20 protein-coding genes are annotated in these 24,298 nt (G+C 56.3%); 7 read left to right on the top strand and 13 right to left on the bottom strand.

The window, feature by feature from the left end:
* Positions 1 to 22 precede the first annotated feature (22 nt).
* Complete coding sequence (nifJ, locus tag ACYAC5_RS10320; protein WP_192411779.1) at positions 23 to 3,550, bottom strand: pyruvate:ferredoxin (flavodoxin) oxidoreductase; 3,528 nt, start codon at positions 3,548 to 3,550, stop codon at positions 23 to 25.
* A 138-nt stretch (positions 3,551 to 3,688) separates the two neighbouring features.
* On the bottom strand, positions 3,689 to 4,345 hold the full coding sequence (locus tag ACYAC5_RS10315) for an MgtC/SapB family protein (RefSeq protein WP_061718808.1): 657 nt from the start codon (positions 4,343 to 4,345) through the stop codon (positions 3,689 to 3,691).
* A 189-nt stretch (positions 4,346 to 4,534) separates the two neighbouring features.
* Here ACYAC5_RS10315 and ACYAC5_RS10310 point away from each other — a divergent pair, with 189 nt between their 5' ends.
* A complete protein-coding gene (locus tag ACYAC5_RS10310) occupies positions 4,535 to 4,807 on the top strand; it encodes a putative hemolysin (RefSeq protein WP_061718809.1) in 273 nt (90 codons plus the stop codon).
* A gap of 16 nt (positions 4,808 to 4,823) precedes the next feature.
* Here the strand turns inward: ACYAC5_RS10310 and ACYAC5_RS10305 are convergent, their stop codons facing one another.
* Positions 4,824 to 5,816 (bottom strand): 2-hydroxyacid dehydrogenase, encoded by a 993-nt coding sequence (locus ACYAC5_RS10305; RefSeq protein ID WP_192233964.1) that lies wholly within the window; start codon positions 5,814 to 5,816, stop codon positions 4,824 to 4,826.
* A gap of 171 nt (positions 5,817 to 5,987) precedes the next feature.
* Here ACYAC5_RS10305 and ACYAC5_RS10300 point away from each other — a divergent pair, with 171 nt between their 5' ends.
* The 4 genes from ACYAC5_RS10300 to ACYAC5_RS10285 are packed head-to-tail and all read left to right on the top strand — an operon-like array spanning position 5,988 to position 10,472.
* Entirely contained in the window at positions 5,988 to 8,606 is a 2,619-nt protein-coding gene (locus ACYAC5_RS10300) for a YdbH family protein (protein ID WP_192411780.1), read from the top strand.
* Positions 8,603 to 8,791 (top strand): YnbE family lipoprotein, encoded by a 189-nt coding sequence (locus ACYAC5_RS10295; protein WP_008106429.1) that lies wholly within the window; start codon positions 8,603 to 8,605, stop codon positions 8,789 to 8,791. The genes ACYAC5_RS10300 and ACYAC5_RS10295 overlap by 4 nt, the downstream gene beginning before the upstream one ends.
* 11 nt (positions 8,792 to 8,802) lie before the next feature.
* Positions 8,803 to 9,123, top strand: coding sequence for a YdbL family probable chaperone protein (locus tag ACYAC5_RS10290; RefSeq protein ID WP_101764307.1), 321 nt, complete (start codon positions 8,803 to 8,805; stop codon positions 9,121 to 9,123).
* A gap of 35 nt (positions 9,124 to 9,158) precedes the next feature.
* Positions 9,159 to 10,472 carry an MFS transporter gene (locus ACYAC5_RS10285; RefSeq protein WP_462061696.1) on the top strand — a complete coding sequence of 438 codons (1,314 nt, stop codon included), beginning with the start codon at positions 9,159 to 9,161 and terminating at the stop codon, positions 10,470 to 10,472.
* Between the two features lie 5 nt (positions 10,473 to 10,477).
* On the opposite strand, the gene ACYAC5_RS10280 is transcribed toward ACYAC5_RS10285, so the two are convergent.
* The 3 genes from ACYAC5_RS10280 to ACYAC5_RS10270 form a co-directional block, all read right to left on the bottom strand.
* A complete protein-coding gene (locus ACYAC5_RS10280; protein WP_101764309.1) occupies positions 10,478 to 11,137 on the bottom strand; it encodes an NAD(P)H-binding protein in 660 nt (219 codons plus the stop codon).
* 48 nt (positions 11,138 to 11,185) lie between these two features.
* Complete coding sequence (locus ACYAC5_RS10275; RefSeq protein WP_277973643.1) at positions 11,186 to 11,890, bottom strand: GNAT family N-acetyltransferase; 705 nt, start codon at positions 11,888 to 11,890, stop codon at positions 11,186 to 11,188.
* An 89-nt stretch (positions 11,891 to 11,979) separates the two neighbouring features.
* Complete coding sequence (locus ACYAC5_RS10270; protein ID WP_280171726.1) at positions 11,980 to 12,579, bottom strand: FMN-dependent NADH-azoreductase; 600 nt, start codon at positions 12,577 to 12,579, stop codon at positions 11,980 to 11,982.
* A gap of 230 nt (positions 12,580 to 12,809) precedes the next feature.
* Here ACYAC5_RS10270 and hrpA point away from each other — a divergent pair, with 230 nt between their 5' ends.
* A complete protein-coding gene (hrpA, locus tag ACYAC5_RS10265) occupies positions 12,810 to 16,706 on the top strand; it encodes an ATP-dependent RNA helicase HrpA (RefSeq protein WP_462061694.1) in 3,897 nt (1,298 codons plus the stop codon).
* Positions 16,707 to 16,862: 156 nt separating this feature from the next.
* Here the strand turns inward: hrpA and ACYAC5_RS10260 are convergent, their stop codons facing one another.
* The 6 genes from ACYAC5_RS10260 to rstA all read right to left on the bottom strand — a co-directional run bounded on the left by ACYAC5_RS10260 (position 16,863) and on the right by rstA (position 22,120).
* A complete protein-coding gene (locus ACYAC5_RS10260) occupies positions 16,863 to 17,669 on the bottom strand; it encodes a trypsin-like serine peptidase (protein ID WP_137385851.1) in 807 nt (268 codons plus the stop codon).
* A 116-nt stretch (positions 17,670 to 17,785) separates the two neighbouring features.
* Positions 17,786 to 17,866 (bottom strand): small membrane protein YdgU, encoded by an 81-nt coding sequence (gene ydgU, locus ACYAC5_RS10255; RefSeq protein ID WP_455843913.1) that lies wholly within the window; start codon positions 17,864 to 17,866, stop codon positions 17,786 to 17,788.
* Between the two features lie 80 nt (positions 17,867 to 17,946).
* Positions 17,947 to 18,417 (bottom strand): acid resistance repetitive basic protein Asr, encoded by a 471-nt coding sequence (gene asr, locus ACYAC5_RS10250; RefSeq protein ID WP_462061693.1) that lies wholly within the window; start codon positions 18,415 to 18,417, stop codon positions 17,947 to 17,949.
* A 170-nt stretch (positions 18,418 to 18,587) separates the two neighbouring features.
* Positions 18,588 to 20,075, bottom strand: a complete 1,488-nt coding sequence (locus tag ACYAC5_RS10245; RefSeq protein WP_462061692.1) for a carboxypeptidase M32 — start codon at positions 20,073 to 20,075, stop codon at positions 18,588 to 18,590.
* A 12-nt stretch (positions 20,076 to 20,087) separates the two neighbouring features.
* Entirely contained in the window at positions 20,088 to 21,398 is a 1,311-nt protein-coding gene (rstB, locus tag ACYAC5_RS10240; protein ID WP_137385849.1) for a two-component system sensor histidine kinase RstB, read from the bottom strand.
* Positions 21,395 to 22,120, bottom strand: a complete 726-nt coding sequence (rstA, locus tag ACYAC5_RS10235) for a two-component system response regulator RstA (RefSeq protein ID WP_101764317.1) — start codon at positions 22,118 to 22,120, stop codon at positions 21,395 to 21,397. Before rstA ends, rstB begins: the two co-directional genes overlap by 4 nt.
* A gap of 176 nt (positions 22,121 to 22,296) precedes the next feature.
* On the opposite strand from rstA, the gene ACYAC5_RS10230 reads away from it, so the two are divergent.
* Positions 22,297 to 22,710, top strand: coding sequence for a hypothetical protein (locus ACYAC5_RS10230; RefSeq protein WP_192411786.1), 414 nt, complete (start codon positions 22,297 to 22,299; stop codon positions 22,708 to 22,710).
* Here ACYAC5_RS10230 and ACYAC5_RS10225 read toward each other — a convergent pair.
* The gene (locus ACYAC5_RS10225; RefSeq protein WP_192411787.1) at positions 22,707 to 24,098 is read right to left on the bottom strand and encodes an amino acid permease; all 1,392 of its coding nucleotides are present in this window, start codon (positions 24,096 to 24,098) and stop codon (positions 22,707 to 22,709) included. The two genes, ACYAC5_RS10230 and ACYAC5_RS10225, sit on opposite strands and share 4 nt — an antisense overlap.
* Positions 24,099 to 24,298: the final 200 nt, after the last annotated feature.

The raw sequence follows: 24,298 nt of genomic DNA, 5'->3' as shown, positions 1-24,298 counted from the left end.
CCATCGCGCCGGGCTTTTTCATCTACTCGCTTTTCTCGGTTTTCCCGGCTAACTCGGCCAGCCGCTGATAACGCTGACTGGCGGCTACCGTTGCATCACGCCACAGCTGCGACGCTTCTTCTGGCCGCTGAGTTTGCAATTGGCGGAAACGCTGCTCGTTCATTAATGCTTGTTCGAGTTCCGAGGTCGGCGGACGCGAATCCAGCGCCAGCGCGGCTTTACCTTGCTCGGCGCGTCGAGGATCAAAACGATAAAGCGGCCAGAAACCGCTGGTGGTCAGCAGGCGCATCTGCTCGTGGCTATAAGCCAGATCGTAGCCATGCTCTTCACACGGGCTGTAAGCGATGATCAGCGAGGGTCCCGGCCAGGCTTCCGCTTCCTGAATCGCTTTCACGGTTTGATTGAGCTGCGCGCCCAGCGAAATCTGCGCCACATACACATGCCCATACAGCAGCGTCGACATGCCGAGATCCTTGCGCGCCTTGCGTTTCCCCTGTTCGCCAAACTTAGTCACCGCGCCGAGCGGCGTCGCTTTTGATGCCTGGCCGCCGGTATTGGAGTAACACTGCGTATCCAGCACCAGCACGTTGACGTTTTCGCTCAGGCTCATCACGTGATCGAGGCCGCCGTAGCCAATGTCGTACGCCCAACCATCGCCACCGATCAGCCAGACCGATTTCGCCACCAGCGCATCCGCTGTGTCGTTTAGGGCTTTGGCTTCAGGCTGCGGTGAAGCCGCGAGCAGGGCTCGCAGCTGTGTAATCTGCTCGCGTCGTTGCGCAATGGTGACGTTGTCACTTTTTAATGCGTCAACCAATGCCGCCGGTAGCTGCGCAGCGCATTGATCCAGTAATCTGAGCGCGCGCTGTTTCTGCTGGTCGACGCTCAAGCGGAAACCCAGACCAAATTCGGCATTATCTTCAAACAGCGAATTCGCCCACGCCGGACCGCGACCTTCGGCATTGGTGGTGTAAGGCGTGGAAGGCAGATTACCGCCATAAATGGAGGAGCAGCCGGTGGCATTGGCAATCAGCAAGCGATCGCCATACAGCTGCGTCAGTAGTTTGATATAGGGCGTTTCCCCGCAGCCCGAGCAGGCACCGGAATATTCAAACAGCGGCGTAATCAGCTGCGAGGTGCGGATATCAATACGTTCCAGCTGCTCGGCGGTGATCTCCGGCAGCGCAAGGAAGGCAGCGTAATTGACCTTTTCCGTCTCAACATGCTCCAGGCGTGATTTCATGTTGATGGCTTTGATTTCCGGATGCTGGCGATCGCTGGCCGGGCACACTTCCACGCAAAGATTGCAGCCGGTGCAATCTTCCGGCGCTACCTGCAGCACGTATTTCTGTCCGCGCATATCGCGCGATTTCACATCGAGTGAAGCGAGCGAAGGTGGCGCATCTTCCAGTGCTGCAGGATCAACCACTTTGGCGCGAATCGCCGAGTGCGGGCAGGCGGCGACGCAATGGTTGCACTGCGTACAGAGATCGGGCTGCCAGATCGGCACGGCTTCGGCGATATTGCGCTTTTCCCATTGCGTGGTGCCAACTGGCCAGGTTCCATCAGGCGGCAGCGCCGAAACCGGCAGTTTATCGCCAAGGCCGGCCAGCATCGCTGCGGTGACGGTTTTGACGAAATCGGGTGCGCTATCGGCTACCACCGGCGGGCGATGCGGACTGCGATCGTCTACCGGTTGCAGCGGCACCCTCTGTAGCGCTTGTTGTGCCATCGCTAGCGCTTGCCAGTTGCGCTGCACCAGCTCTTCGCCTTTGCTGCTGTAGCTGCGCGCAATGGCGTTTTGCAGTTCAGTTAATGCGCTATCGCCTGGCAAAATCTGGGTCAGCTGGAAAAAAGCCATCTGCATCACGGTGTTGATGCGTGCGCCCAACTGGCATTCGCGCGCGATACGCACAGCGTTGATCACATAAAATCGCGCCTGTTTATCGTTGAGCTGGCTCTGCACTTCCTGCGGCAGGTGCGGCCACACCTCCTCAGCGCTGTAGGGCGTATTGAGCAGAAAAATCCCACCCGGCTTAAGCTGATCGAGCATCGAATACTTATCGATAAACTGCAGCTGATGGCAGCCAATGAAGTCGGCTTGCTGAATCAAATAGGCGGATTGAATCGGATATTCACTGACGCGCAGATGGGAAACCGTCAGGCCGCCGGCTTTCTTCGAGTCGTAGACGAAATAGCCCTGCACCTGCCACGGTGTGGCGTTACCGATTATTTTCAGGTTGTTTTTACTGGCGCTGACGCTGCCGTCGCTGCCTAAACCATAAAACAGCGCTTCAAGCCGTGCGCGATTCGGCACGATATTGGCTTCCAGCGGCAGCGAAAGATGGGTGACGTCGTCGTAAATGCCGACGGTAAAACGCGCTGGCGGTGTTTCGCGCAGCAAGGCACTAAAAACCGCCAGCACCGCATCGGGTGCGAACTCTTTCGATGACAAACCATAGCGACCGCCGATCACCTTCGGCAGCGACGCCCGCTCGCCACGGCTGTAAGCTTCAGCCAGCGCGGTCATCACATCCAGGAATAGCGGTTCGCCGAGCGCGCCGGGCTCCTTGGTGCGATCGAGCACCGCAATCCGCTGGGCGGAAGCGGGGATCTTTTGCAGCAAATGCGCCGCCGAAAACGGGCGATAGAGGCGCACTTTCACCAGCCCGACTTTCTCGCCGCGCTGCAGCATCTCATCAATCGCCTCTTCAGCCGTGCCGCAGCCGGAGCCCATCATCACCATTACACGCTCGGCCTGCGGATGGCCATAAAACTCAAACGGCTGATAATGGCGGCCGGTATTTTCGCCAAACGCGGTCATTGCAGCCTCAACGTGCTGGGTGCAATCGTCATACCAGCGGTTGGTGGCTTCGCGTGACTGAAAATAGGTATCAGGATTGGCGGATGTGCCACGAATCGTTGGGCGATCCGGCGTTAATGCACGAGCGCGATGGACGTTAATTGCCTCGGCGGGCATCAGCGCCTGCAAGGTTTCATCGCTGATCGGCACGATCTTGTTGATCTCGTGCGAGGTGCGGAAGCCATCGAAGAAGTGGATAAATGGGATGCGGCTATTCAGTGAGGCGATTTGTGCAATCAGGGCAAAATCCTGCGCTTCCTGCACGCTGGAGGCGCAGAGCTGCGCGCAGCCGGTTTGTCGTACTGCCATGACATCGGAGTGATCGCCAAATATCGACAGCGCGTGCGTCGCCACGGTCCGCGCCGCGACGTGCAGCACAAACGGCGTCAGCTGGCCCGCCAGTTTGTAGAGCGTCGGGATCATCAATAGCAATCCCTGCGAAGAGGTGAAGGTGGTTGAGAGTGCACCGGTTTGCAGCGCGCCGTGCACCGTGGCAATCGCGCCGCCTTCTGATTGCATCTCGACCACGCGCGGCACATCGCCCCAGATATTACGGCGGCCTTCGCCGGACCAGCTATCCGCCAGCTCGGCCATGGTTGAGCTGGGCGTGATGGGATAAATGGCAATCACTTCGCTGGTGCGGAAGGCGACTGAAGCCACTGCACCGTTACCGTCGACGGTAATCATAAATCGTCCTTTGCTACGCGGAGAAACCCGCAAACTTTACGGGGGTTATCAGTTCAGTTTAGCAAAGGGCTTGGACGCGACTTTTTCATCTGTGTGCTAGCGAGATGGCAGCGCACCGCAATCTAACATTGATGATTTTTACATCATCTCTAGCGATTGAACGCCTTTGATTTCCATCACTTTGTCATAGATATTATGCATTGGTGTACGTCGTGACAACGTCACCTCAACGCTCAGTTCGCACAGACCAACCTCTTCATCACGGTTAACTACGGCGATGTGACCGTAACGCACATTTTCGCGTTGCAGCACCAGCAGCACCAGCGGCACGCTTTTGGGTTTGAGGTGCACCAGCAGCGTATGGTGACGGCCAATCAGCCAGTGACTGATGCGACGGAACGTCTCCAGCACCACCAGCGCCAGCACGGTGCCGTAGATACCGATTTCATACATGCCGCTACCGATCACCAGACCAATCGCCGCCGTCACCCATAAACCGGCGGCGGTGGTGAGACCTTTCACCACTTGCTTTTGAATGATGATGGTACCGGCGCCGAGGAAGCCCATGCCGCTCACCACCTGCGCCGCAATACGGCTGGGATCGAGCGCTACATGGTCGCTGACTAACATATCGGCAAAGCCATATTTCGATACCAACATAAACATCGCGCTACCGATACCGACCAGGATATGGGTGCGCAAACCGGCCTCTTTAGCGCGCAGCTGCCGCTCTAGACCAATCAGTCCGCCGAGAATTCCCGCCAGCGCGATGCGGATAAGCATATCCGTCAACATCGTTCTCTCCTTAGTTATTGAAAAACAAACCCTCCGCCGGGTGAAAAGGGCGGAAACATCTCAAACAGGATAATTCTGCTTGCAAACAATGAAATTAAATTTTGTAAAAAGCTGTGTCGCCTATCGATCCCTCAGCGCACCTGACATATGCTGGTGCGACTTTTTCGCTCAATCCCCGGAGCCCCATCGATGAAAGCCGCTCTCTTCCTGCTGGCTGGCGCTACCTTGTTACTTTCTGCCTGCAGCAGCAACAGTGACAACGAACCGCCGCAACAAGCTACTGCCGCCCACGTACAACCGCGCGTTGTGATGTCATCAATGGCTGAAGTGAATTGCAGTAATGCCGGGGGATCGCTGGCGTTTTCGCGTCAGTTAGACGGTTCACGCATCGGTATGTGCCAGTTGGCGAATGGTCGTCGCTGTGACGAACAGGCGCTAATGGGTGGAAGCTGCGCCCGCTAAGGCAGGCGCAGAAGGGTTAAGCGGTGACCTGATTCGGGCTGATTTCGCCGCGTTCCAGCTGTTGCAAGTTGCTGAGCGTGGTTTCTGAAATTGCCGTCAAGGCTTCGGCGGTCAGGAAAGCCTGATGGCCGGTGAACAGCACGTTGTGACAGGCCGACAGACGACGGAACACATCATCCTGAATCACGTCATTCGATTTGTCTTCAAAGAACAGATCGCGCTCGTTTTCATACACATCCATTCCCAGCGAACCAATCTTCTGCTGCTTAAGCGCATCAATTGCCGCTTGTGAATCAATCAAACCGCCACGGCTGGTGTTGATGATCATCACGCCATCTTTCATTTGGCTGAACGCCTGCGCGTTGAGCAGATGGTGGTTTTCCGGCGTAAGCGGACAGTGCAGCGTAATCACATCGGCTTCAGCGAACAGCGTTTTGAGATCGACATATTCCGCGCCCAGCTCCAGCGCCGCCTGGCTTGGATAGGGATCGAACGCTAACAGGCGCATGCCAAATCCCTTGAGAATACGCATCGCCGCGATACCAATCTTGCCGGTTCCGACCACGCCCGCGGTTTTGTTATGCATGTTGAAGCCGGTTAAGCCATCCAGCGAGAAGTTAGCGTCGCGCGTGCGTTGATAGGCGCGGTGAATGCGACGATTCAGCGTCATCATCAGGCCAACCGCATGTTCCGCCACCGCTTCTGGCGAATACGCCGGGACGCGCACCACGTTTAAGCCGAGCGCTTTCGCCGCCGCCAGATCGACGTTATTGAAACCGGCACAGCGCAGCGCAACGTGCTTCACGCCCAGCGCCGCCAACTCTTCCAGCACCGCTTTGCTGGCATCATCGTTGACGAAAATACACACCGCATCACAGCCCGCGGCGTTCTTTGCCGTCGCCGGTGTCAGCAGGAAGTCAAAAAACTGCAGCTCAAATCCGTAGCTGTCGTTGACGTGTTCAAGGTATTTTTGGTCGTAATGCTTGGTGCTGTAAACCGCAACTTTCATTGTTTCGCTCCTGAAAAATGCAACGTCGGTATCACAACAGGATAACGTTTTCCGCGTCATTTTGCTGAGCTTCAGCCAGACTATGTCGCTAACACCTTCATTTGCCGGACGTAACATGCCATCATTTGGCTCCTCGTCAGGATTGTGTAAAGAACAGGAACGTTAACTGCCATGACGCGTGGCCTTCGCCGAACACTTGCTGCGCTGCTGGCGCTGATACTGCTGCTATTGGGATTGCTGCTGACGCTCACGCAATGGTTGCCGCGTCTGGCCGGTATCTGGCTGCCTGAAAATACTCGCGTGGAACTCAACGGCACGCCGCGCTGGCAGCAAGGCGCGCTGCATTTCCCGGCGGTGCGCTATCTGGCGGGCGATTGTGTACTGGCAAACGTCAGCGATGCGGCGCTCGGCTGGCAGCAAAAGCGCTGGCAACTTAGCGCGGGAGAAGTCCAACTCAATAGCGACTGCCTGCAATCGCTGCCGCATAGCGAAGCGAGCGATGCGCCGCGCAGCCTGGCCGACTGGCAGAAGATGTTGCCTGGCGCCGATGTCCACCTGCAAAAAATCACCATTCTGCCGTGGCAACAATATGCCGGACGTTTCGATCTCACCTTAAATAACGATGTGCAGCAGCTGCATTATCAGGGCGACAACCTGAGTGTGGATGCGCGGTTGCAAGGCCAGCTGCTGCAGATTGCCCAGCTGCAGCTCAGTCATCCTTTACTGCCCAAACCGCTCAACCTGCATGGCGATGTCACCTTGCCAACCTTTGCCGATGGTTTGCCGGTAGCGGGCGAACTCAGCGCTGACCTCAATATTGTGCAGTGGCCACAGCCGCTGGCGCTGGCGCTCAACTGGCAGCAACAGCAAGGCACCCTGACGGTGACACAGCAGGATGACGATCAGCCGCTGCTGCAGCTGCCGTGGCAGGTCGATGAGCGGCAGATTCGTATTACGCAAGGTCAATGGCGCTGGCCGCAGGCCGATCAGCCGCTATCGGGTGGCGTGGCAGTAACGCTGGAAAACTGGCAGCAAGGACTGGAAAACACGCTAGTCAGCGGGCGATTTAATTTGCTGACGCAAGGGCGCGGCGGTAAAGGCAATCTTGTATTAAGCGTTGGCCCTGGCAAACTGAGCATGGTCGATAGCGCCTTGCCGTTCCAGTTGACCGGCGAGAGCAAATTCGCCGATCTGCAGCTGTTTGGCAGCATGCCGGGCTTACTGCACGGCATGCTGACCGATCCGCAATTGACCCTGAAACAAGGCGCGCTGCTGCGTTTGCGCGGTCGCTTGCTCTCAACGCTGGAAGTGGATGAAGCGCGCTGGCCGCTGGCGGGCGTGACGGTGGCGTCGAGCGGAATTAATGGTCGCCTGCAGGCAATACTTAAGGCACACGATCCCAGCTTTGGTCGTTTCAGATTGCATCTCGATGGCCGCGCCAGCGATTTCTGGCCCGACAGCGGCGTGTGGAACTGGCGTTATTGGGGGGACGGCCTGATCGAGCCGCTCACCGCCAAATGGGACGTGAAGGGCACCGGCAGCTGGCAGGACACTTTGATCAGCCTCGACACGCTGAATACCGGTTTCGATCAGCTGGCGTACGGCATGGTGCAAGTGGCTAAACCGCGCCTGACGCTCAATGCGCCGGTGCGCTGGCAGCGCGATCCCTCGCATCCGGCGTTTAACGGTGGCTTCACGCTCAAATCCGGTCAAACCCAGTTCAGCTACGGCGGCTGGCTGCCGCCATCAGAACTTAATTTTGAAGCCAAAGGCAGCGATCCCAGCCAGTTTATCTGGCGCGGTCAGCTGACGGCGGAGGATATTGGCCCGGTACGCGTGCATGGCCGCTGGGACGGCGAACGTCTGCGCGGCGAAGCCTGGTGGCCGGCGCAATCTTTGACGGTGTTCCAGCCGCTGCTCAGCAGCGATTTAAAAATGCGTATCCAGTCGGGTGAACTGCGCGCGCAGGTGGCATTCTCGGCGGCCAGCGAGCAGGGCTTTGAAGCGGGCGGTCACTGGACGGTGAAAAACGGCAGCCTGTGGATGCCGGACAGTGAAATCAACGGCATCGATTTCTCGCTGCCGTTCCGGCTGAAGGATCATCAATGGCAGCTTGGACGGCGCGGCCCGGTTTCACTGCGTATCGCCGAAGTAAAAAATCAGTTCTCGCTGCAAAACATCACCGCCGATTTGCAAGGTCACTATCCATGGCAGGAGCGCCAGCCGTTAACGCTCAGCAACGTCAATCTCGATCTGTTAGGCGGACACGTCAGCATGCCCGAACTGCGCATGCCACAGCATCAAGCGGCGCGCGTCTCGCTGAAGGAGATCAATCTCAGCAAGCTGGTCAGCGCGATCAAACCCAAGCAGTTTGCCATGTCTGGCAAGGTCAATGGCGAATTGCCGCTATGGGTGAATAATCCGCAATGGCTGGTTGAAAAGGGCTGGATCGCCAACAGCGGTCCGCTCACCTTCCGGCTGGATAAAGATATGGCGGACGCGATTGTCAGCAATAACTTTGCGGCCGGAGCGGCGCTGGATTGGCTGCGCTACATGGAAATCTCGCGTTCATGGGCCACTATCGATCTGGATAACTTCGGCAATCTAATCATGCAATCTGAAGTGAAAGGCGTTAGCCAGTTCAGTAACCGCCGACAGACCGTTAATCTGAACTACCGGCATCAGGAAAATTTGTTCCAGCTGTGGCGCAGCCTGCGCTTTGGCGATAATTTGCAATCCTGGGTGGAGCAAAATGCCACCTTACCCTCGAAGAAGGATCCCCAACCATGAGCCTCAGGGCATTACTGGTGCTGGCAGCCTGGCTGCCGCTGATTGGCTGCGTGCCGCGCATTGAAGTTGCGGCGCCGAAAGAGCCCATCACCATCAATATGAACGTCAAAATTGAGCATGAGATTCACATCAAGGTGGATAAAGATGTGGAAGCGCTGCTGAAGAATCAGAGCGGACTGTTTTGAGGAGAAGCATGATGAAACGCAAGGGGATCGCGCTGCTTGCGGCGCTGCTGCTGATGCCGTCTGCCTGGGCGCTCACGCTGGATGAGGCGCGTCAACAGGGGCGCGTGGGCGAAACGCTCAGCGGCTATGTGGCGGCGCGTCAGCAGGACGAAGAAACGCTGGCGCTGGTCAAGCGCATTAACGATGGCCGCCTGCAGCAATATCAGCGCGTGGCGCAGCAAAATAACCTGACTGCCAGCGAAGTGGCGCGCATCGCCGGCGAAAAGCTGGTGAACCGCGCAGGGAGCGGCGAGTATGTGCGCGGCATCAATGGGCAGTGGCTGCGTAAGTAAGGTTTATCCGCAGATAATCTTTTTGGGAGCTTAAAATGCCAATGCCGCAAACGACAACGGATGCACAGAAGCGCGCCTTAATCGCCGGTTCAGTGGGCAATTTCATTGAATGGTACGAGTTTGCGGTTTATGGCTTTCTCGCGACGGTGATCGCGCAGAACTTCTTTCGCCTGCAAGGCGAAGCCGAGCTGACCGGCATTATTTTGACCTACGCTTCCTTCGCCATCGCCTTTTTCTTCCGTCCGCTGGGCGCAATATTTTTTGGCCGCATGGGCGATCGTATTGGGCGCAAGCCGACGCTGATTTTTGTCTTGATCATGATGACGCTGGTGACGACCGCGATCGGCATTATTCCCACCTATGCCAGCATTGGTGTGGCGGCGCCGCTGATCATTACCGGTCTGCGTATTCTGCAGGGCTTGTTTGCTGGGGGGGAATACGGCGGTGCGGTGTCACTGATGACAGAGTTTGCCCCCAAAGGGCAGCGAGGACGTTACGGTGCCTGGCAATCATTCACCGTGGCGTTGGGCCTGCTGGCGGGCGCTGGCATTGTCGCGTTGCTGTCGGCGGTGTTGAGTGTGGATCAGATGCACAGTTGGGGCTGGCGCATTCCCTTCTTCCTCGCCTTGCCGATGGGGATGGTGGCGCTGTGGCTGCGCTACAGCATGGAAGAAACGCCCAGCTTCGTGCGTCAGCAGCAAACGCAAAAAGCGCATCAGCCAATGGCGGTCAGCGACAGTTTTGGCGCGACGCTCAGGATTATCTTGCTGGCAATCAGCCGCGTGATGGTGTGGTCAGCGGCGGGCTATACCTATCTGGTGATCATGCCAACCTATCTGCAATCTTCGCTGCACACCGGCTTTAACCAGGCGCTATTGATTGCGGTGATCTCCAATCTTGGCTTTGCCGCCACCATCATTCCAGCGGGCATGCTTAGCGATAAAATCGGACGCCGCAGCGTGATGGTTATCGCGGCATGTTTGTTGCTGGTGCTGGCATTACCGTTATTGAAAGTGTTGCAGGCCGAGTCCTCAACGCTGTTGATCAAGGCGCTGGTGGTGTTTGTGGCGGGTGGAATTGTGGGATTGCTGGCAGGACCGGGCCCGGCAATGTTAGCTGAAATGTTCCCCACGCGCGTCCGCTATACCGGGCTGGGGCTGGCCTATTCACTCTCTAACGCGGTTTTCTCGGGGTGTGCCGGACTGATTATCACCTCCCTGATTAAGCAAACGGGGAATCTGGATATCCCCGCCTGGTACATCATGGTCACGGCTGCAATCAGTATTCCGGCGCTGATGACGCTAAACAAAAAAGACCATCTGCGTTCGCTGGATGAAGCAGATGGTTGAAGACGCTAGCGTGTTGCCAGTTGCTTAACTGCTTCATGCACCGGCACTTCACCGCCGGTTAACTCAATGATCACCCGGCTGACCGCCGGTTGATCGATGATTTCAGCCAGCGTCGCCGCCACGTCATCGCGAGGAATATCGCCATACGGGATGGCCAAACCAGCACGCACCCGGCCTTGGCCTTGCTCATCCGTTAGCGTGCCGGGGCGTAAAATCACCCAATCCAGATCGCTTTGCGCCAGCTCGACATCTGCTGCTTTCTTCACGCGCATGTAGTTTTCGAAGCTGGCGGAGAGGTTTTTGTTTCTGCCGGCTTCAGGGAAAGCCGAAACCAGCAGAAAGCGTGAGATGCCGGCCTGCTGCGCGGCAGCAACTGCGGTAGTTAATCCTTTGCCATCAATGGCGTTCGTCATCTCTTCACCGCCTTTGCCACCGGCACCGGCGGTGAAGACCACCACATCGCTGCCCTTCATCAGCGCGGCCAGCGATGTTGCGTCCAGCGCGGTTAAATCGCCGTTAACCGGCTCCGCACCCCGTTCACGCAAAGGCTGCTCCTGTTCCGCTTTGCGAAACAGCGGGCGCGCAACGTGCCCGTTTGCGGCCAGCAGTGATGCCAGACGACGGCCAATGTTGCCTGCGCCGCCAATGATAAATACCTTGGACATGAGTACCTCTTAAATTGCGTGGATAACAGCGGGTCAGTATAGACAACGTCAATCTGCGGAGAAAAAGCAGCGCAGCTTTTGCCTTTCGCGTCCGTGCTGATCCATATTCTCCACCGCCAGCCATTGGCTTAAAGCCTGCTGAATCGGCGGCCATTCACCATCAATGATCGATAACCAATCGGTATCGCGATTGCGCTGTTTGCGCGTCATGGCCTGACGAAAACGACCTTCAAAGGTAAAGCCGATACGTTCAGCGGCGCGTCGGGAAGCCAGATTTAGGGAATCACAACGCCAAGCCACGCGGCGATAACCGAGCGCGAAGGCCTGCTGCAACAGCAGATATAACGCTTCAGAGCCCAATACGTTGCGCTGCATCAGCGGCGACCAGGTCACATGGCCAATCTCAATCGCGCCGTTCTGCACGTCGATATTGGCGAAACAGACCGCGCCAACCGCTTGCTGATTAGCCTGATCGATCACCGCATAACTGACCAATCCACGGTCACCTATTTTGTTAGCAATCCAATCGTTCATCTCGGCTAACGATTGCGGCTGCGATGCGCCAAGCCAGGTCCAGTCGCGATCGTCGGGTGCCAGCAAAAAGGCGGCAAACAGGGCGGGCGCGTGATTGAGTTGAAGCGGTGTGAGATGGCAAAAGCGGCCAGTGAGAATAGCAGCGGGCGGGAAGATTGCGGGTTGCCAGTCGTGTAGCGCAAAACCGATAGGCTGACCATATTGATTGTGTTGTGTCACTTCATCTCCTTTCGCTGTGCTGAAAAATAACAGCAAAAAAAATGCCCGCCAGTTAAGCCTGGCGGGCATTGATCATGCGAAAAAAATGATTACGCAGCAACGATTTGTTTGATGGCGTCTTTTGCATCGTTAGCCGCTTTGGTCGCCACTTCTGGACCATAAGCGATGCCTTCCGCGAACACGAACTCCACGTCAGTGATACCGATGAAGCCGAGGAACAGCTTCACGTATGGCGTCAGCAGATCGCTGGCAGTATCTTTATGGATGCCACCACGGCTGGAGAGGATCACCGCACGTTTGCCGGTCACCAGACCTTCCGGGCCTGCTTCGGTGTAACGGAAGGTCACGCCAGCGCGGGCAATCAGATCGAAGTAATTTTTCAACTGAGTTGGAATGTTGAAGTTGTACATGGGTGCGGCAATAACCACGGTGTCATGGGCTTGCAGTTCAGCAATCAGCTCATCGGAGAGAGACAGCGCTTCCTGCTGACGTGGTGACAGTGGGGCATCGGATGGGCGCAGCGCGCCAACCAGCTCACCATCCAGCACCGGAATCGGCTGCGCGGCTAAATCACGTACGTTAACCGAGTCACCTTTAGCGCGTGCTTCGTCAGCGTAGAAGTCAGCCAGTTGATTTGACTGAGAGTAACCAGCGAGGATGCTTGATTTCAGAACTAAAACTTTGCTCATGGTATTTTCCTGTGCGTTACGCGGTTGGCTTACCGCTCAATGCTTTACACTGTACGGAGTTAGCCCGTGAGGTAAAAGCGCAATATTTCGAGATCAATGTTCGAAATAATTGAATAACCTCGCACGTCCCGTTCAGGCAGGTATTCCAAATTGTGCTATGATGCCGACCATTAATTGCTTGAATCCGCCGGGAAATCATCTGCCCGCTGCAACAACAGGTACGCATCGCTATGTCATCATCCGACTCTTCACCTTTAGCCTCCCTCTGGCCGCGGCTCGATAATCTGACGCTGCGCGACAGTCAACGTCTGCGACGTCGACTGCTGGGCGCTGCAAAGGTGAAAAATCCTGCGGCGCAGCAGGGCATTGTGGCTGAACTGGAGCCGGAATTTGTCGCGGCGGAGCAACGCCTGGCGCAGCGCACGGCGGCGACACCGCGCATCACTTTCCCGGACAACCTGCCGGTAAGTCAGAAGCAGCAGGACATTGCCGATGCGATCAGTCAGCATCAGGTGGTGATCGTTGCGGGTGAAACCGGATCGGGTAAAACCACGCAGCTGCCGAAAATCTGCCTGGCGCTGGGGCGCGGGGTTAAAGGGCTGATTGGTCATACTCAGCCGCGTCGTCTGGCGGCGCGCACCGTGGCCAACCGCATTGCCGATGAGCTGGAAACCTCGCTCGGCGGCACCATCGGTTACAAGGTGCGCTTTAACGATCAGGTGAGCGAAACCACCCAGGTTAAGCTGATGACCGACGGTATCCTGCTGGCGGAAATCCAGCAGGATCGCCTGTTGCTGCAGTACGACACCATCATTATCGATGAAGCACACGAACGCAGTCTCAACATCGATTTCCTGCTCGGCTATCTGCGCGAACTGTTGCCGCGTCGTCCCGACTTAAAAGTCATTATCACGTCAGCGACCATCGATCCGCAGCGCTTCTCACGCCATTTCCACAATGCGCCGGTGATTGAAGTGTCCGGCCGGACGTATCCGGTCGAAGTGCGTTATCGCCCAATGGTGGAAGAGGCTGACGACACCGATCGCGATCAGCTGCAGGCGATTTTCGATGCGGTCGATGAGCTGGGCCAAGAGAGCCGCGGCGATATCCTGATCTTTATGAGCGGCGAGCGCGAAATCCGCGATACCGCCGATGCGCTGATGAAGCGCGATATTGCGCACACCGAGATTCTGCCGCTGTATGCGCGCCTGTCGAACGCCGAGCAAAACCGCGTGTTCCAGTCGCACAGTGGACGCCGCATCGTGCTGGCGACCAACGTGGCGGAAACCTCGCTGACCGTGCCTGGCATCAAATATGTTATCGATCCTGGCACCGCACGTATCAGCCGCTACAGTTTCCGCACTAAAGTGCAACGCTTGCCGATTGAGCCGATTTCGCAGGCTTCCGCTAATCAGCGAAAAGGGCGCTGCGGCCGCGTTTCGGAAGGTATCTGTATTCGCCTCTATTCCGAGGATGATTTCCTCAGCCGCCCGGAATTTACCGATCCCGAAATTCTGCGTACTAACCTCGCCTCGGTGATTCTGCAGATGACCGCGCTGGGACTGGGCGATATTGCTGCCTTCCCATTTGTCGAAGCACCGGACAAGCGCAATATTCAGGATGGCGTGCGCCTGCTGGAAGAGCTGGGTGCCATCACGCTGAGTGAAGACGAAACCTACAAGCTGACGCCTTCGGGCCGCCAGCTCGCGCAGTTGCCAGTCGATCCGCGTATGGCGCGCATGGTGCTGGAAGCGCAAAAATTTGGCTGCGTACGCGAAGCGATGATCATCACCGCGGCGCTATCGATTCAGGACCCGCGCGAGCGTCCTTCGGATAAAAAGCAGGCATCTGACGAAAAACATCGTCGTTTTGAGGATAAAGAGTCTGATTTCCTCGCCTTCGTCAATCTGTGGAATTACCTGCAGGAGCAGCAAAAAGCGCTCTCCAGCAATCACTTCCGTCGCCTGTGTAAAACCGAGTTCCTTAACTATCTGCGCGTGCGTGAATGGCAGGATATCTACACGCAACTGCGTCAGGTGGTGCGGGAACAGGGGATGCCGGTCAACAGCGAACCTGCGCCGTATCGTGAAGTGCACTGCGCTTTGCTTACCGGTTTGTTGTCGCATATTGGTCAGAAAGATAACGACAAGCAGGAGTTTACCGGCGCTCGCAACGCGCGCTTCGCCATCTTCCCCGGTTCCGGGCTGTTTAAGAAGCCGCCGAAGTGGACCATGGTGGCGGAACTGGTGGAAACCAGCCGTTTATGGGGCCGCGTTGCCGCCCGTATCGATCCGGAATGGATCGAACCGCTGGCGCAGCATCTGATTAAACGTAGTTACAGCGAACCGCACTGGGAAAAAGCACAGGGCGCGGTGATGGCGACGGAAAAAGTGACGCTTTACGGCCTGGCAATTGTGCAGGCGCGTAAGGTTAATTACAGCCGCATCGATCCGCAACTGAGCCGCGAGCTGTTTATCCGTCATGCGCTGGTGGAGGGCGATTGGCAGACGCGTCACGCGTTCTTCCGCAATAACCTGAAACTGCGCAACGAAATTGAAGATCTGGAGCACAAATCGCGTCGTCGCGACATTCTGGTCGATGATGAAACGCTGTTCGCTTTCTACGATCGCCGCATCGGCAGCGACGTGGTGTCTGCACGCCATTTCGATAGCTGGTGGAAGCAAGCCAGCAAAGAGAATCCGGATCTGCTGAGCTTTGATAAGCAAATGCTGATCAAAGACGGCGCGGACAAAGTCAGCCAGCTCGATTACCCCAACTTCTGGCATCAAGGCAACCTGAAACTCAAACTGAGCTATCAGTTTGAACCGGGCGCGGATGCCGATGGCGTGACGGTGCACATTCCGCTGCCGCTGCTGAACCAAATCGAAGAGACCGGTTTTGAGTGGCAAATTCCGGGCGTGCGCCGCGAACTGGTTATCGCGCTGATCAAATCGCTGCCCAAGCCGGTGCGCCGCAATCTGGTACCCGCGCCCAACTACGCCGAAGCGTTTCTCGGTCGCGTTACGGCGATGAAACTGCCGTTGCTGGATGCGCTGGAACGCGAATTCCGCCGCATGACCGGCGTCACCATTGACCGGGAAGCCTGGCAGTGGGATCAGGTGCCCGATCACCTGAAAATGACTTTCCGTGTAGTTGACGAACACAACCGTAAGCTGCAGGAAGGCAAAAATCTGCATCAGCTGCGGCTGCTGCTGAAAGGCAAAGTGCAGGAAACGCTGTCGAAAGTGGCGGATGATGGCCTGGAACAGAGCGGTCTGCACATCTGGAGCTTTGGCGATTTGCCGCAAAGCTACGAACAGAAGCGCGGCAGCTATCAGGTCAAAGCCTGGCCGGCGCTGGTGGATGAAAAGGACAGCGTGGCGATTCGCCTGTTCGATAGCGAAGTGGAACAGCAGAAAATGATGTGGCGCGGTCAACGTCGCCTGCTGCTGCTCAACATTCCGTCGCCAACCAAGTATCTGCACGAGAAGCTACCGAACAAAGCCAAACTCGGTTTGTACTTCAATCCCTACGGCAAAGTGCTGGAACTGATCGATGACTGTATCGCCTGCGGCGTGGATAAGCTGATGGCGGAGGCGGGCGGCCCGGCGTGGCAACAGGAAAACTTCGAACAGCTGCGCGACAAAGTGCGTGCTGATTTAAATGAAACCGTGGTCACTATCGCCAAACAGGTCGAACAGATCCTGACCTGCGTGTTCAATATCAACAAGTTTCTTAAAGGACGCGTAGATATGTCGCTGGCGCTGGCGTTAGGCGATATCAAAGCGCAAATGAATGGCCTGGTGTATCGCGGTTTCGTCACCAGCAATGGCTGGTCGCGTCTTGGTGATACGCTGCGCTATCTGCAAGGTATTGAGCGTCGTCTCGAGAAGCTGCCGGTCGATCCTCACAGCGATCGTGCGCGTATGCTGAAAGTGCAGGCGGTGGAGCAAGCCTGGCAGACGTGGCGGAATAAATTGCCGCCTCAGCGTCAGGATGATGCCGACGTGCAGGCGATTCGCTGGATGCTGGAAGAGCTGCGAATTAGCTATTTCGCCCAGCAGTTGGGCACGCCTTATCCAATTTCGGATAAGCGTATTCTGCAGGCGATGGAGCAGTTGAGTTAATTGTTAGATGGCGCGATAAATCGCGCCGCTACGAAACAGCGCGGTTTTAACATCGCAAAATTCGCGAAGAAAACGGCAAGACGGTGCAGAGGCCCCAGGGATGGGTCCACGACGACGTTACGTAGCGGACCCGCCTTTTTGCCTGAGAGCGCCGAATTACTGAGCTAACTCTTCCAGCTTATCTTTAAAGGACGGCACCGCAATCGCGCGGTTATCGGCACGGTAACGATCGGCCGGCGCGGGTGCTGAACTCTGTACCGCAATCAACTGCCACTCATCACCGTTCTTCAACAGCAGCGGCGAACCGCTGTCGCCCGGCAAGGTATCGCACTGATGCGACAACACTGCACGCTGCGCCCAACCGGTCACTAAACAATCGCTGTGCGAATAGAGCGTATCCAGATGATCGGCCGGATATCCGGCTTGCGTCACTTTACGTTGCGTGGTTTTCAACGCGGCGGTTAAATCGCCACGCGAACCCTCAAACAATGGAATCGGCACAATACCGGAGGGCGGATTATGCAAAATAACCAGCCCATAATCGTAGGGTGCGGCTCCCGGCGGCACGATCCAGCCTTCGCCGTCTGCCTGCAACCGGCGCGCTAAAGAGGGTTCAACGCGCGCATCAATATCATGAATCTCGTAGCGCCAACCTTTCGCGCTGGCCATAAAACGCAGCGCCACCGGCTTATCAAACTTGCCGGGCGGAGCCAATAAACAGTGTCCGGCGGTCAACGCCAGATGGGCAGAAATCAAGGTGGCAGTGCAGAGGTTACCGCTTTCGGTCTCTAACTGACCGATGGCATCCCAGGGCGCGGCGCTCACGTCGCTGATCGCCTGGCGATGATCTTTGCCAAAAAACAACGTTTTGATGTCTTCCGGGCTTGGCCCATCTTCATCATCGGCATGTGCTGTGTGGGTAAAACTGAAAAGACCAACGAGTAACAGGATAGCCAGGCGCATAGTTCTCTCAATGGCGAGAATAAGTAGAAGTTGTTGTCATCACGCTTGAGCGATAACTATAGTCGGTGAGCGGTGAAAAAGGGAGAAATATTGGAGTAATCAGCACGCTACAACGACTAGATAAAAAAGCTGGCTGCAACTATGCCACAGAGGATCATCACAATCAGAATAATTTCGAAGCGATAGCGACGCACCATTTTTCGCTACTCCAGTAAATAAACACCCGGCATAACCGGGTGTTTTCAATCATCAATACGGTGTTGGCGCTAAAGCGATCTTATTTAGCTGCTTTTTTCACTTTGTGGTGCTTTTTAGCAGCCTGAGCTTTCTGCGCAGCTGGCTTGGTTACTTTGTGGTGCTTTTTAGCAGCCTGAGCTTTCTGTGCAGCTGGTTTGGTTGCTTTGTGGTGCTTTTTAGCTGCCTGGGCTTTCTGTGCAGCTGGCTTGGTTGCTTTTTTGTGGTGCTTTTTAGCAGCCTGGGCTTTCTGAGCCGCTGGCTTGGTTGCTTTTTTATGATGCTTTTTAGCGGCCTGAGCTTTCTGTGCAGCTGGCGCTTTCTTCTCTACTTTTTTGTGCTTCTTAGCCGCCTGCGCTTTCTGAGCAACAGGTTTCTTATGGTGTACTGCTTTGTGTTTCGCTGGCGCTGCAGTGGTTGCTGGCGTTGCTGGAGCAGCTGAGGTCTCAGCAGCGAAAGCAACAGAAGACATACCCATAGCAGCGGCGATCACCAGTGCAAATAATTTTTTCATTGCAAAATCCTCGAACTATTTTTTCATGTGTAGCCCACTGCGGGGCCGGTGAAAACACTATATGAAAAACAATTCAGGCTTTCCGTGAGGCATTGGTATCGGCGTGTAACGGATTGTACAAAGCGGCGTAAAGGAAGAGAAAAGGGCGGCCGCATCGGCCGCCGCGCAGTTTACTCAGAGAGATAACGTTGTTCAAGGTGCTGACGGAAATAGTGCGGATTCAGCGCTTCGCCGGTGGCATTGATCAGCAGCTGCTGCGTTGGGAAACGGCTGCCGTGCTGCCAGATGTTCTGCTGTAACCAGTCAAACACTGGCTGCAACTCACCTTGCTGGATCAGCGTCTCAACCTGCGGAATGGCACGCTTCACCGCCTGGAACAGCTGGGCTGCATACATCGCACCCAAGGTGTAGGTGGGGAAATAGCCAAACGCACCGTCGGTCCAGTGAATATCCTGCATGCAGCCATCGCGATAATTACCGCGCGTATCAATGCCCAACGATTGCTGCATCTTCTCGTCCCACAGCGCTGGGATATCTTCAACTTCAATCTCGCCCTCAATCAGCGCGCGCTCGATCTCGTAACGTAAAATCACGTGCGCCGGATAACTCAGTTCATCAGCGTCGACACGAATAAAGCCCGGCTTCACGCGCTGCGCCTGACGGATAAAGTTGTTTAACGCCAGCGCAGGCTGATCGCCCATCAGCGCCACCACCTGCGGATGAATATGCTGCAGGAAGGCTTTACTGCGCCCCAGCTGCATCTCCATAAACAGGCTTTGCGACTCATGAATTGCGGTAGAACGCGCCTGCGCCACCGGCTGACCGCGCCACTGTTTTGGCAAATTCTGCTCGTAGCGCGCATGGCCGGTTTCATGGATCACGCCCATCATGGCGCTAAGGAAGTCGTTCTCGTTGTAACGCGTGGTAATGCGCACATCTTCCGGCACGCCGCCGCAGAACGGGTGCGCACTCACATCTAGACGACCGTGATTGAAATCGAAGCCCAGCGTTTTCATCACGCTCAGGCCGAGCTGTTTCTGCGATTCGATAGCGAACGGACCCACCGGCTGCGCGATCGGGGTTTGCTGCTGCTTCGCCACTGCTCTTTGTAGCAGGTCAGGCAACCAGCTTTTCAGACCGCCAAAGGTTTGATCCAGCTGCGCGCTGGTCATGCCTGGCTCAAACACATCCAGCAGCGCGTCGTAGCGCGATACGCCAAGTGCATCGGCACGCAGCTGCGCCTCTTGACGACTCAGCTTGACCACTTCTTTCAGATTGGCGGAGAAACCTTGCCAGTCGTTCGCCGGACGCTGCTGACGCCAGGCGTGTTCACAGCGCGAACCGGCCAGCGACTTGGCTTCCACCAGTGAGGCGGGCAGCAGCGTCGCTTGCTGCCAGGCGCGCTGCATTTCGCTCAGGTTAACCTGCTCGACATCATTCAATGATTCCTGCTGCGCGGCATCAAACAGCCCGCCGAGGCGTTTATCGGTCAGCACTTCGTGCATGAACACGCTCAGTTCGGCCATCGCTTCACCGCGCGCCTGGCTGCCGCCCGGCGGCATAGTGGTTTGCATATCGACACCGGCAATGGCGCCTAAATGGCCAAAGCGGGAGAGACGCTGAAAAGTGCGGCTAAGTTCTTGATAAGCTGAAGTCACGTAAAAAGCTCCTTATGACGGTAAGCGTGGCGCAATGTCCCGCAAGGGTAGATCAACCGGCCAGCAAAAGCGAACGCTGGCGCCGCCAAGCGGGCTGCTCTCAATCGAGACATTTCCCTGCATGGCCAGCGCAATGGAGTGCACGATCGCCAGACCCAAACCACAACCGCCGGTGGCGCGATCGCGGCTCGGATCGAGGCGTACAAAAGGTTCGAACACGCGGGCGCGCTCTTCCTGTGGAATGCCCGGACCGTCGTCTTCCACCTGCAAACAGCCCAGCGCGCCATCAAACCATAAGCTGACGCGCAGGCGCTGTTGCGCATAGCGCAGGGCGTTATTCACCAGATTATCCAGCACACGCTCCATAAGGCGCGTATCAGCGCTGCCGACGTTCTCCAGCTGCGGGATATCCAGCGCAATCTGCGTCTGCGGATTCATGGTTTGCACGTCTTCAATATGTACACGCAGCCATTGCGCAAGATCGAAGGATTGCAGATGAAGATCAACGCGCGGACGATCGAGGCGCGCATACGTCAGCAACTCCTCAATCAAACTCTCCAGCTGGCCCACATCGCGGTTCAGCGCGGCGGATTCCGTGGCGGTGAGGTTATCGCTCATCTCCAGCCGGTAGCGCAGTCGTACCAGCGGCGTACGCAACTCGTGTGCGATGCCGTCAATCAGCTGTTTCTTACTGGCAACCAGCGTGTTGATGTTCTCCGCCATCTGATTAAACGCCACGCCAAGACTATGCAGGCTGGAGGTGCTTTCAAAATGGGTGCGCACGTCGAGTTCGCCACGGCCAAAACGCTGCGCGGCTTTCTCTAGCCGCTGCATCTCTTGCCAGTGCGGACGCAGCCAGATAAACACCGGCAGCGCCAGCGACATCCCGATAAATGCCAGCAGCGCGATATCCAGAATGCGCATCTGATGCAGATAGAAAAGATACGGAATCGGGCCAACGGAAAGCACATAGTGGCTGCGCGGAATATGCTGTAAGAAGGTGTACTGATCGTCAATCGCCACGATTTCCCCGGCGCGCAGGCGCTTCATGTCTGCATCACCCAACTGATATTTGCTCATCGGCTCAATATTCAGATCAAACGACAGGTCAAGATCGAGGCTGCGAATGGTTTTGCTCCAGTCGCGCGGTGGGATCTCACGCAGTTCGCTGCGCATCAAAAAAAGCGAGCTGGCCATCAAGTCGTTCATCGACTGACGTCCGGCGCGTTCGGCGGTAAATTTGTACACCAGCCCAACCAGCAGCGTCATCACCAGAAAACAGACGAACAGCAGCAAATAGAACTGAATAAAGAGCTTTCTCATGCGGAACGGGTATCCCAGGCCTGCGGCGCGAACAGATAGCCTTTGTTACGGATGGTTTTAATGCGGAATGGCTCGGTGGCGCTGTCGTAGAGTTTTTTGCGTAAGCGAGAAATCGCCACGTCGATGCTGCGATCCATGCCATCGTAGGTCACGCCGCGCAGGGTTTTCAGCAGCGCATCGCGATTGAGGATCTGTCCGGCGTGATTCGCCAGTTCCCACAGCAGATCGAAATCGGCGGTGGATAGCACAATATTCTCCTCAAACAGCGTCACCTGGCGATTGAGCGAGTCGATGGTCAGGGAACCAAAACGCAGCACGCGTTGTGAGCTTTGTAGGGCGGGCGTCACTTCCGGCTGACCGGCATGCGCCTGACGCAGATGCAAACGCAGGCGCGCCAGCAACACAGCCGGCGGCGTGGTTTTGAGGATGTAATCGTTAGCGCCCATCTCCAGCGACAGAATGTGGTTCATGTCGCTATCGAGCGAGGTGAGCAGCACAATCGGACCTTGCCAGCTGGCACGTAGATCGCGGCACAGTGTCATGCCATCTTTGCCGGGTAACATGATATCCAGCATCACTAAATCGGGATCGTGCAGGGCGATGGTGGCTTCGGCGCGGTCACCGCGCGTTTCAACAATAACTTCAATATCGTGGCGGCCAAGATAAGCGGCGATCAGTTCGCCTACTTCTGGCTCATCTTCCACATAGACGATTTTGTTCATAATTCACTGTGACGGATGAGAATCTCAGCAGCATAGCTTTTCCTGGTCCTGAGCTCTACGCTATCGCACGAAATATCCCTGCGTGACTGGTATGTATACCGTGAAATGTGCCATCATTAGCGGCGCGTTGTCGCGCAAGGTTCGGAACCGCAACGAAAAACAGGAGGAGTGCGAGAGTGTCTGATAAAGAGCTGGCTTCAGCCGGATACAGTGATCGCATCTGCTTCAATTACAGTGATTATCTCTCCGCTTCCTGCAAAAAACGCTGGAGTTTTGTTGATGCCATTTATGGCGTGATGCCTATTTTTGGCATGGTGACGCGTAAATCGGCGCACAATCTTCAGGCCAGCGACGATCATCTGAAAGAATTAGCATTACAAATCATTTCAACGCAGGTGAGCGACGAGATTAATATCGCGCGTTTGATCACCCTGGCCGAACAACAACATATCAGCCGCTTTGATATTCAGCTGCCGTATCCGCTGTCAACCGAGCAGCTTGACGCTATTCATCAGGAATACCGTAAGCCGCTCAATCTGTCACAGCAGGATGACCTGCTGTGCGTTTCCATTCCGGTTCAGCCGCACTAATTCGTTAGCTGCCACAACGCGGGCAGTGACGCCGCAATCAACAACACAATCGCGATGCGCTCCAGCTGTGACAACATTTTGTCGCCACGGCCGCCGCGTCGTGCGTACAGAAACAGCAGCAATCCGGGCGCATAGAGCACGACTGAAAGCAGCAAATGCAAAGGACCCGATGCATACAGCAGCCAAATGCCATACGCGCTGGCACCGACGCCGGTAAACATCGCCCAGGGTTTGTTCTGCCCGCGTACTACCTTAATCAGATACAGACCCACCAGCAGATAGGGCACCAAAATCATTTCTGAAGCGATGGTCAGCAGCGTGTTGTAATCCGCGCCGGTTAGGGCGATCAAAATCAGGCAAACCTGTACGCTGCCGTTGGTCAGCCATAACGACGCCGAAGGGGAGTTGTGGCGGTTCTGACGCGCGATGCTGCGCGGGAAGGCACCTTGTTGTGCGGCGAGGAACGGCACTTCAGCGGCCATAATCGTCCAGCTCAGATAAGCGCCGCACACCGAAATAATCAATCCGACCGCAATCACCGCATCGCCCCAATGACCGAGCAAATGCTTCATCAAACCCGCCATAGAAGGGTTACGCATCTGCGCCAGCTCGGCACGCGGAATCACGCCTAACGACAGCAGCGTAACCAGCAAGTAGACCAGCAGCGCGGCCAGCACCGCCATCAGCGTGGCGCGTCCGACATCCTGTTTATTACGCGCACGCGCAGAAACCACTACCGCGCCTTCCACACCAATAAATACCCACAAGGTGATCAGCATGGTTTGCTTCACCTGCTGCCACAGCGGCTGACCGAGTTCCACGCCGCTGAAATCAAAGCGGAAGCGATCGTAGTTGAATGCCAGCAGCGCCAGCACCACAAACAGCAACAGCGGCACCAGTTTTCCCAGGGTCGCCAGCACATTAATGCTGGCCGCAGTTTGCACGCCGCGCAGCACCAGACAATGCACCAGCCACAGCAGCACCGACGCGCCGAGCATCGCCTGCCACGTATTGCCATCACCAAACACCACGCGATCCGGCGTGTCGGTAAAGAAACTCAGCGCCGAGAAGACAATCACCAGATAAGAGACGTTGGCAATGACCGCACACAGCCAATATCCCCACGCCGAGCAGAAGCCCATCAGCTCGCCAAATCCGGCGCGCGCATAGGTAAAGATGCCGCCATCCAACTCCGGTTTTAGCCGCGTCAGTAACAGCATGGCGAGCGACAGGAAGATAATGCCAACGCCGGTGATGAGCCAGCCGATCAGCAGTGCCGCCGGGCCGGCAACCGCTGCCATATTTTGCGGCAGGCTGAACACGCCAGCGCCCAGCATAGAGCTGAGTACTAACGCGGTGAGCGCACTAAGACCTAATTTTTTATCCAAAACGCCCATCCTAAACAGCAGAGTATGCTGGGTGGTGACGATTCCGCTGGAGTGTCGCGTGGCAATGAGCCAACTTTGAAACGGAATCCCCTAAAAACAGGCGGCAGATTTTACGGAGTGCAAACGGGGAAGGCAATGCAAGACTATGCAAATCTGCGCACAGATTATGCAGTTAGTATGAAGGAGATTTTGAAAAGGGC

Source organism: Pantoea sp. y20 (genome assembly GCF_054903455.1).
This window is presented reverse-complemented; position numbering and strand designations above follow the sequence as displayed.

What these genes read in the sequence shown, in the direction of transcription:
- nifJ (WP_192411779.1), bottom strand. Translation starts at nt 3,550, where the DNA reads ATGATTACCGTCGACGGTAACGGTGCAGTGGCTTCAGTCGCCTTCCGC.
- ACYAC5_RS10315 (WP_061718808.1), bottom strand. Translation starts at nt 4,345, where the DNA reads ATGTTGACGGATATGCTTATCCGCATCGCGCTGGCGGGAATTCTCGGC.
- ACYAC5_RS10310 (WP_061718809.1), top strand. Translation starts at nt 4,535, where the DNA reads ATGAAAGCCGCTCTCTTCCTGCTGGCTGGCGCTACCTTGTTACTTTCT.
- ACYAC5_RS10305 (WP_192233964.1), bottom strand. Translation starts at nt 5,816, where the DNA reads ATGAAAGTTGCGGTTTACAGCACCAAGCATTACGACCAAAAATACCTT.
- ACYAC5_RS10300 (WP_192411780.1), top strand. Translation starts at nt 5,988, where the DNA reads ATGACGCGTGGCCTTCGCCGAACACTTGCTGCGCTGCTGGCGCTGATA.
- ACYAC5_RS10295 (WP_008106429.1), top strand. Translation starts at nt 8,603, where the DNA reads ATGAGCCTCAGGGCATTACTGGTGCTGGCAGCCTGGCTGCCGCTGATT.
- ACYAC5_RS10290 (WP_101764307.1), top strand. Translation starts at nt 8,803, where the DNA reads ATGAAACGCAAGGGGATCGCGCTGCTTGCGGCGCTGCTGCTGATGCCG.
- ACYAC5_RS10285 (WP_462061696.1), top strand. Translation starts at nt 9,159, where the DNA reads ATGCCAATGCCGCAAACGACAACGGATGCACAGAAGCGCGCCTTAATC.
- ACYAC5_RS10280 (WP_101764309.1), bottom strand. Translation starts at nt 11,137, where the DNA reads ATGTCCAAGGTATTTATCATTGGCGGCGCAGGCAACATTGGCCGTCGT.
- ACYAC5_RS10270 (WP_280171726.1), bottom strand. Translation starts at nt 12,579, where the DNA reads ATGAGCAAAGTTTTAGTTCTGAAATCAAGCATCCTCGCTGGTTACTCT.
- hrpA (WP_462061694.1), top strand. Translation starts at nt 12,810, where the DNA reads ATGTCATCATCCGACTCTTCACCTTTAGCCTCCCTCTGGCCGCGGCTC.
- ACYAC5_RS10260 (WP_137385851.1), bottom strand. Translation starts at nt 17,669, where the DNA reads ATGCGCCTGGCTATCCTGTTACTCGTTGGTCTTTTCAGTTTTACCCAC.
- ydgU (WP_455843913.1), bottom strand. Translation starts at nt 17,866, where the DNA reads ATGGTGCGTCGCTATCGCTTCGAAATTATTCTGATTGTGATGATCCTC.
- asr (WP_462061693.1), bottom strand. Translation starts at nt 18,417, where the DNA reads ATGAAAAAATTATTTGCACTGGTGATCGCCGCTGCTATGGGTATGTCT.
- rstB (WP_137385849.1), bottom strand. Translation starts at nt 21,398, where the DNA reads ATGAGAAAGCTCTTTATTCAGTTCTATTTGCTGCTGTTCGTCTGTTTT.
- rstA (WP_101764317.1), bottom strand. Translation starts at nt 22,120, where the DNA reads ATGAACAAAATCGTCTATGTGGAAGATGAGCCAGAAGTAGGCGAACTG.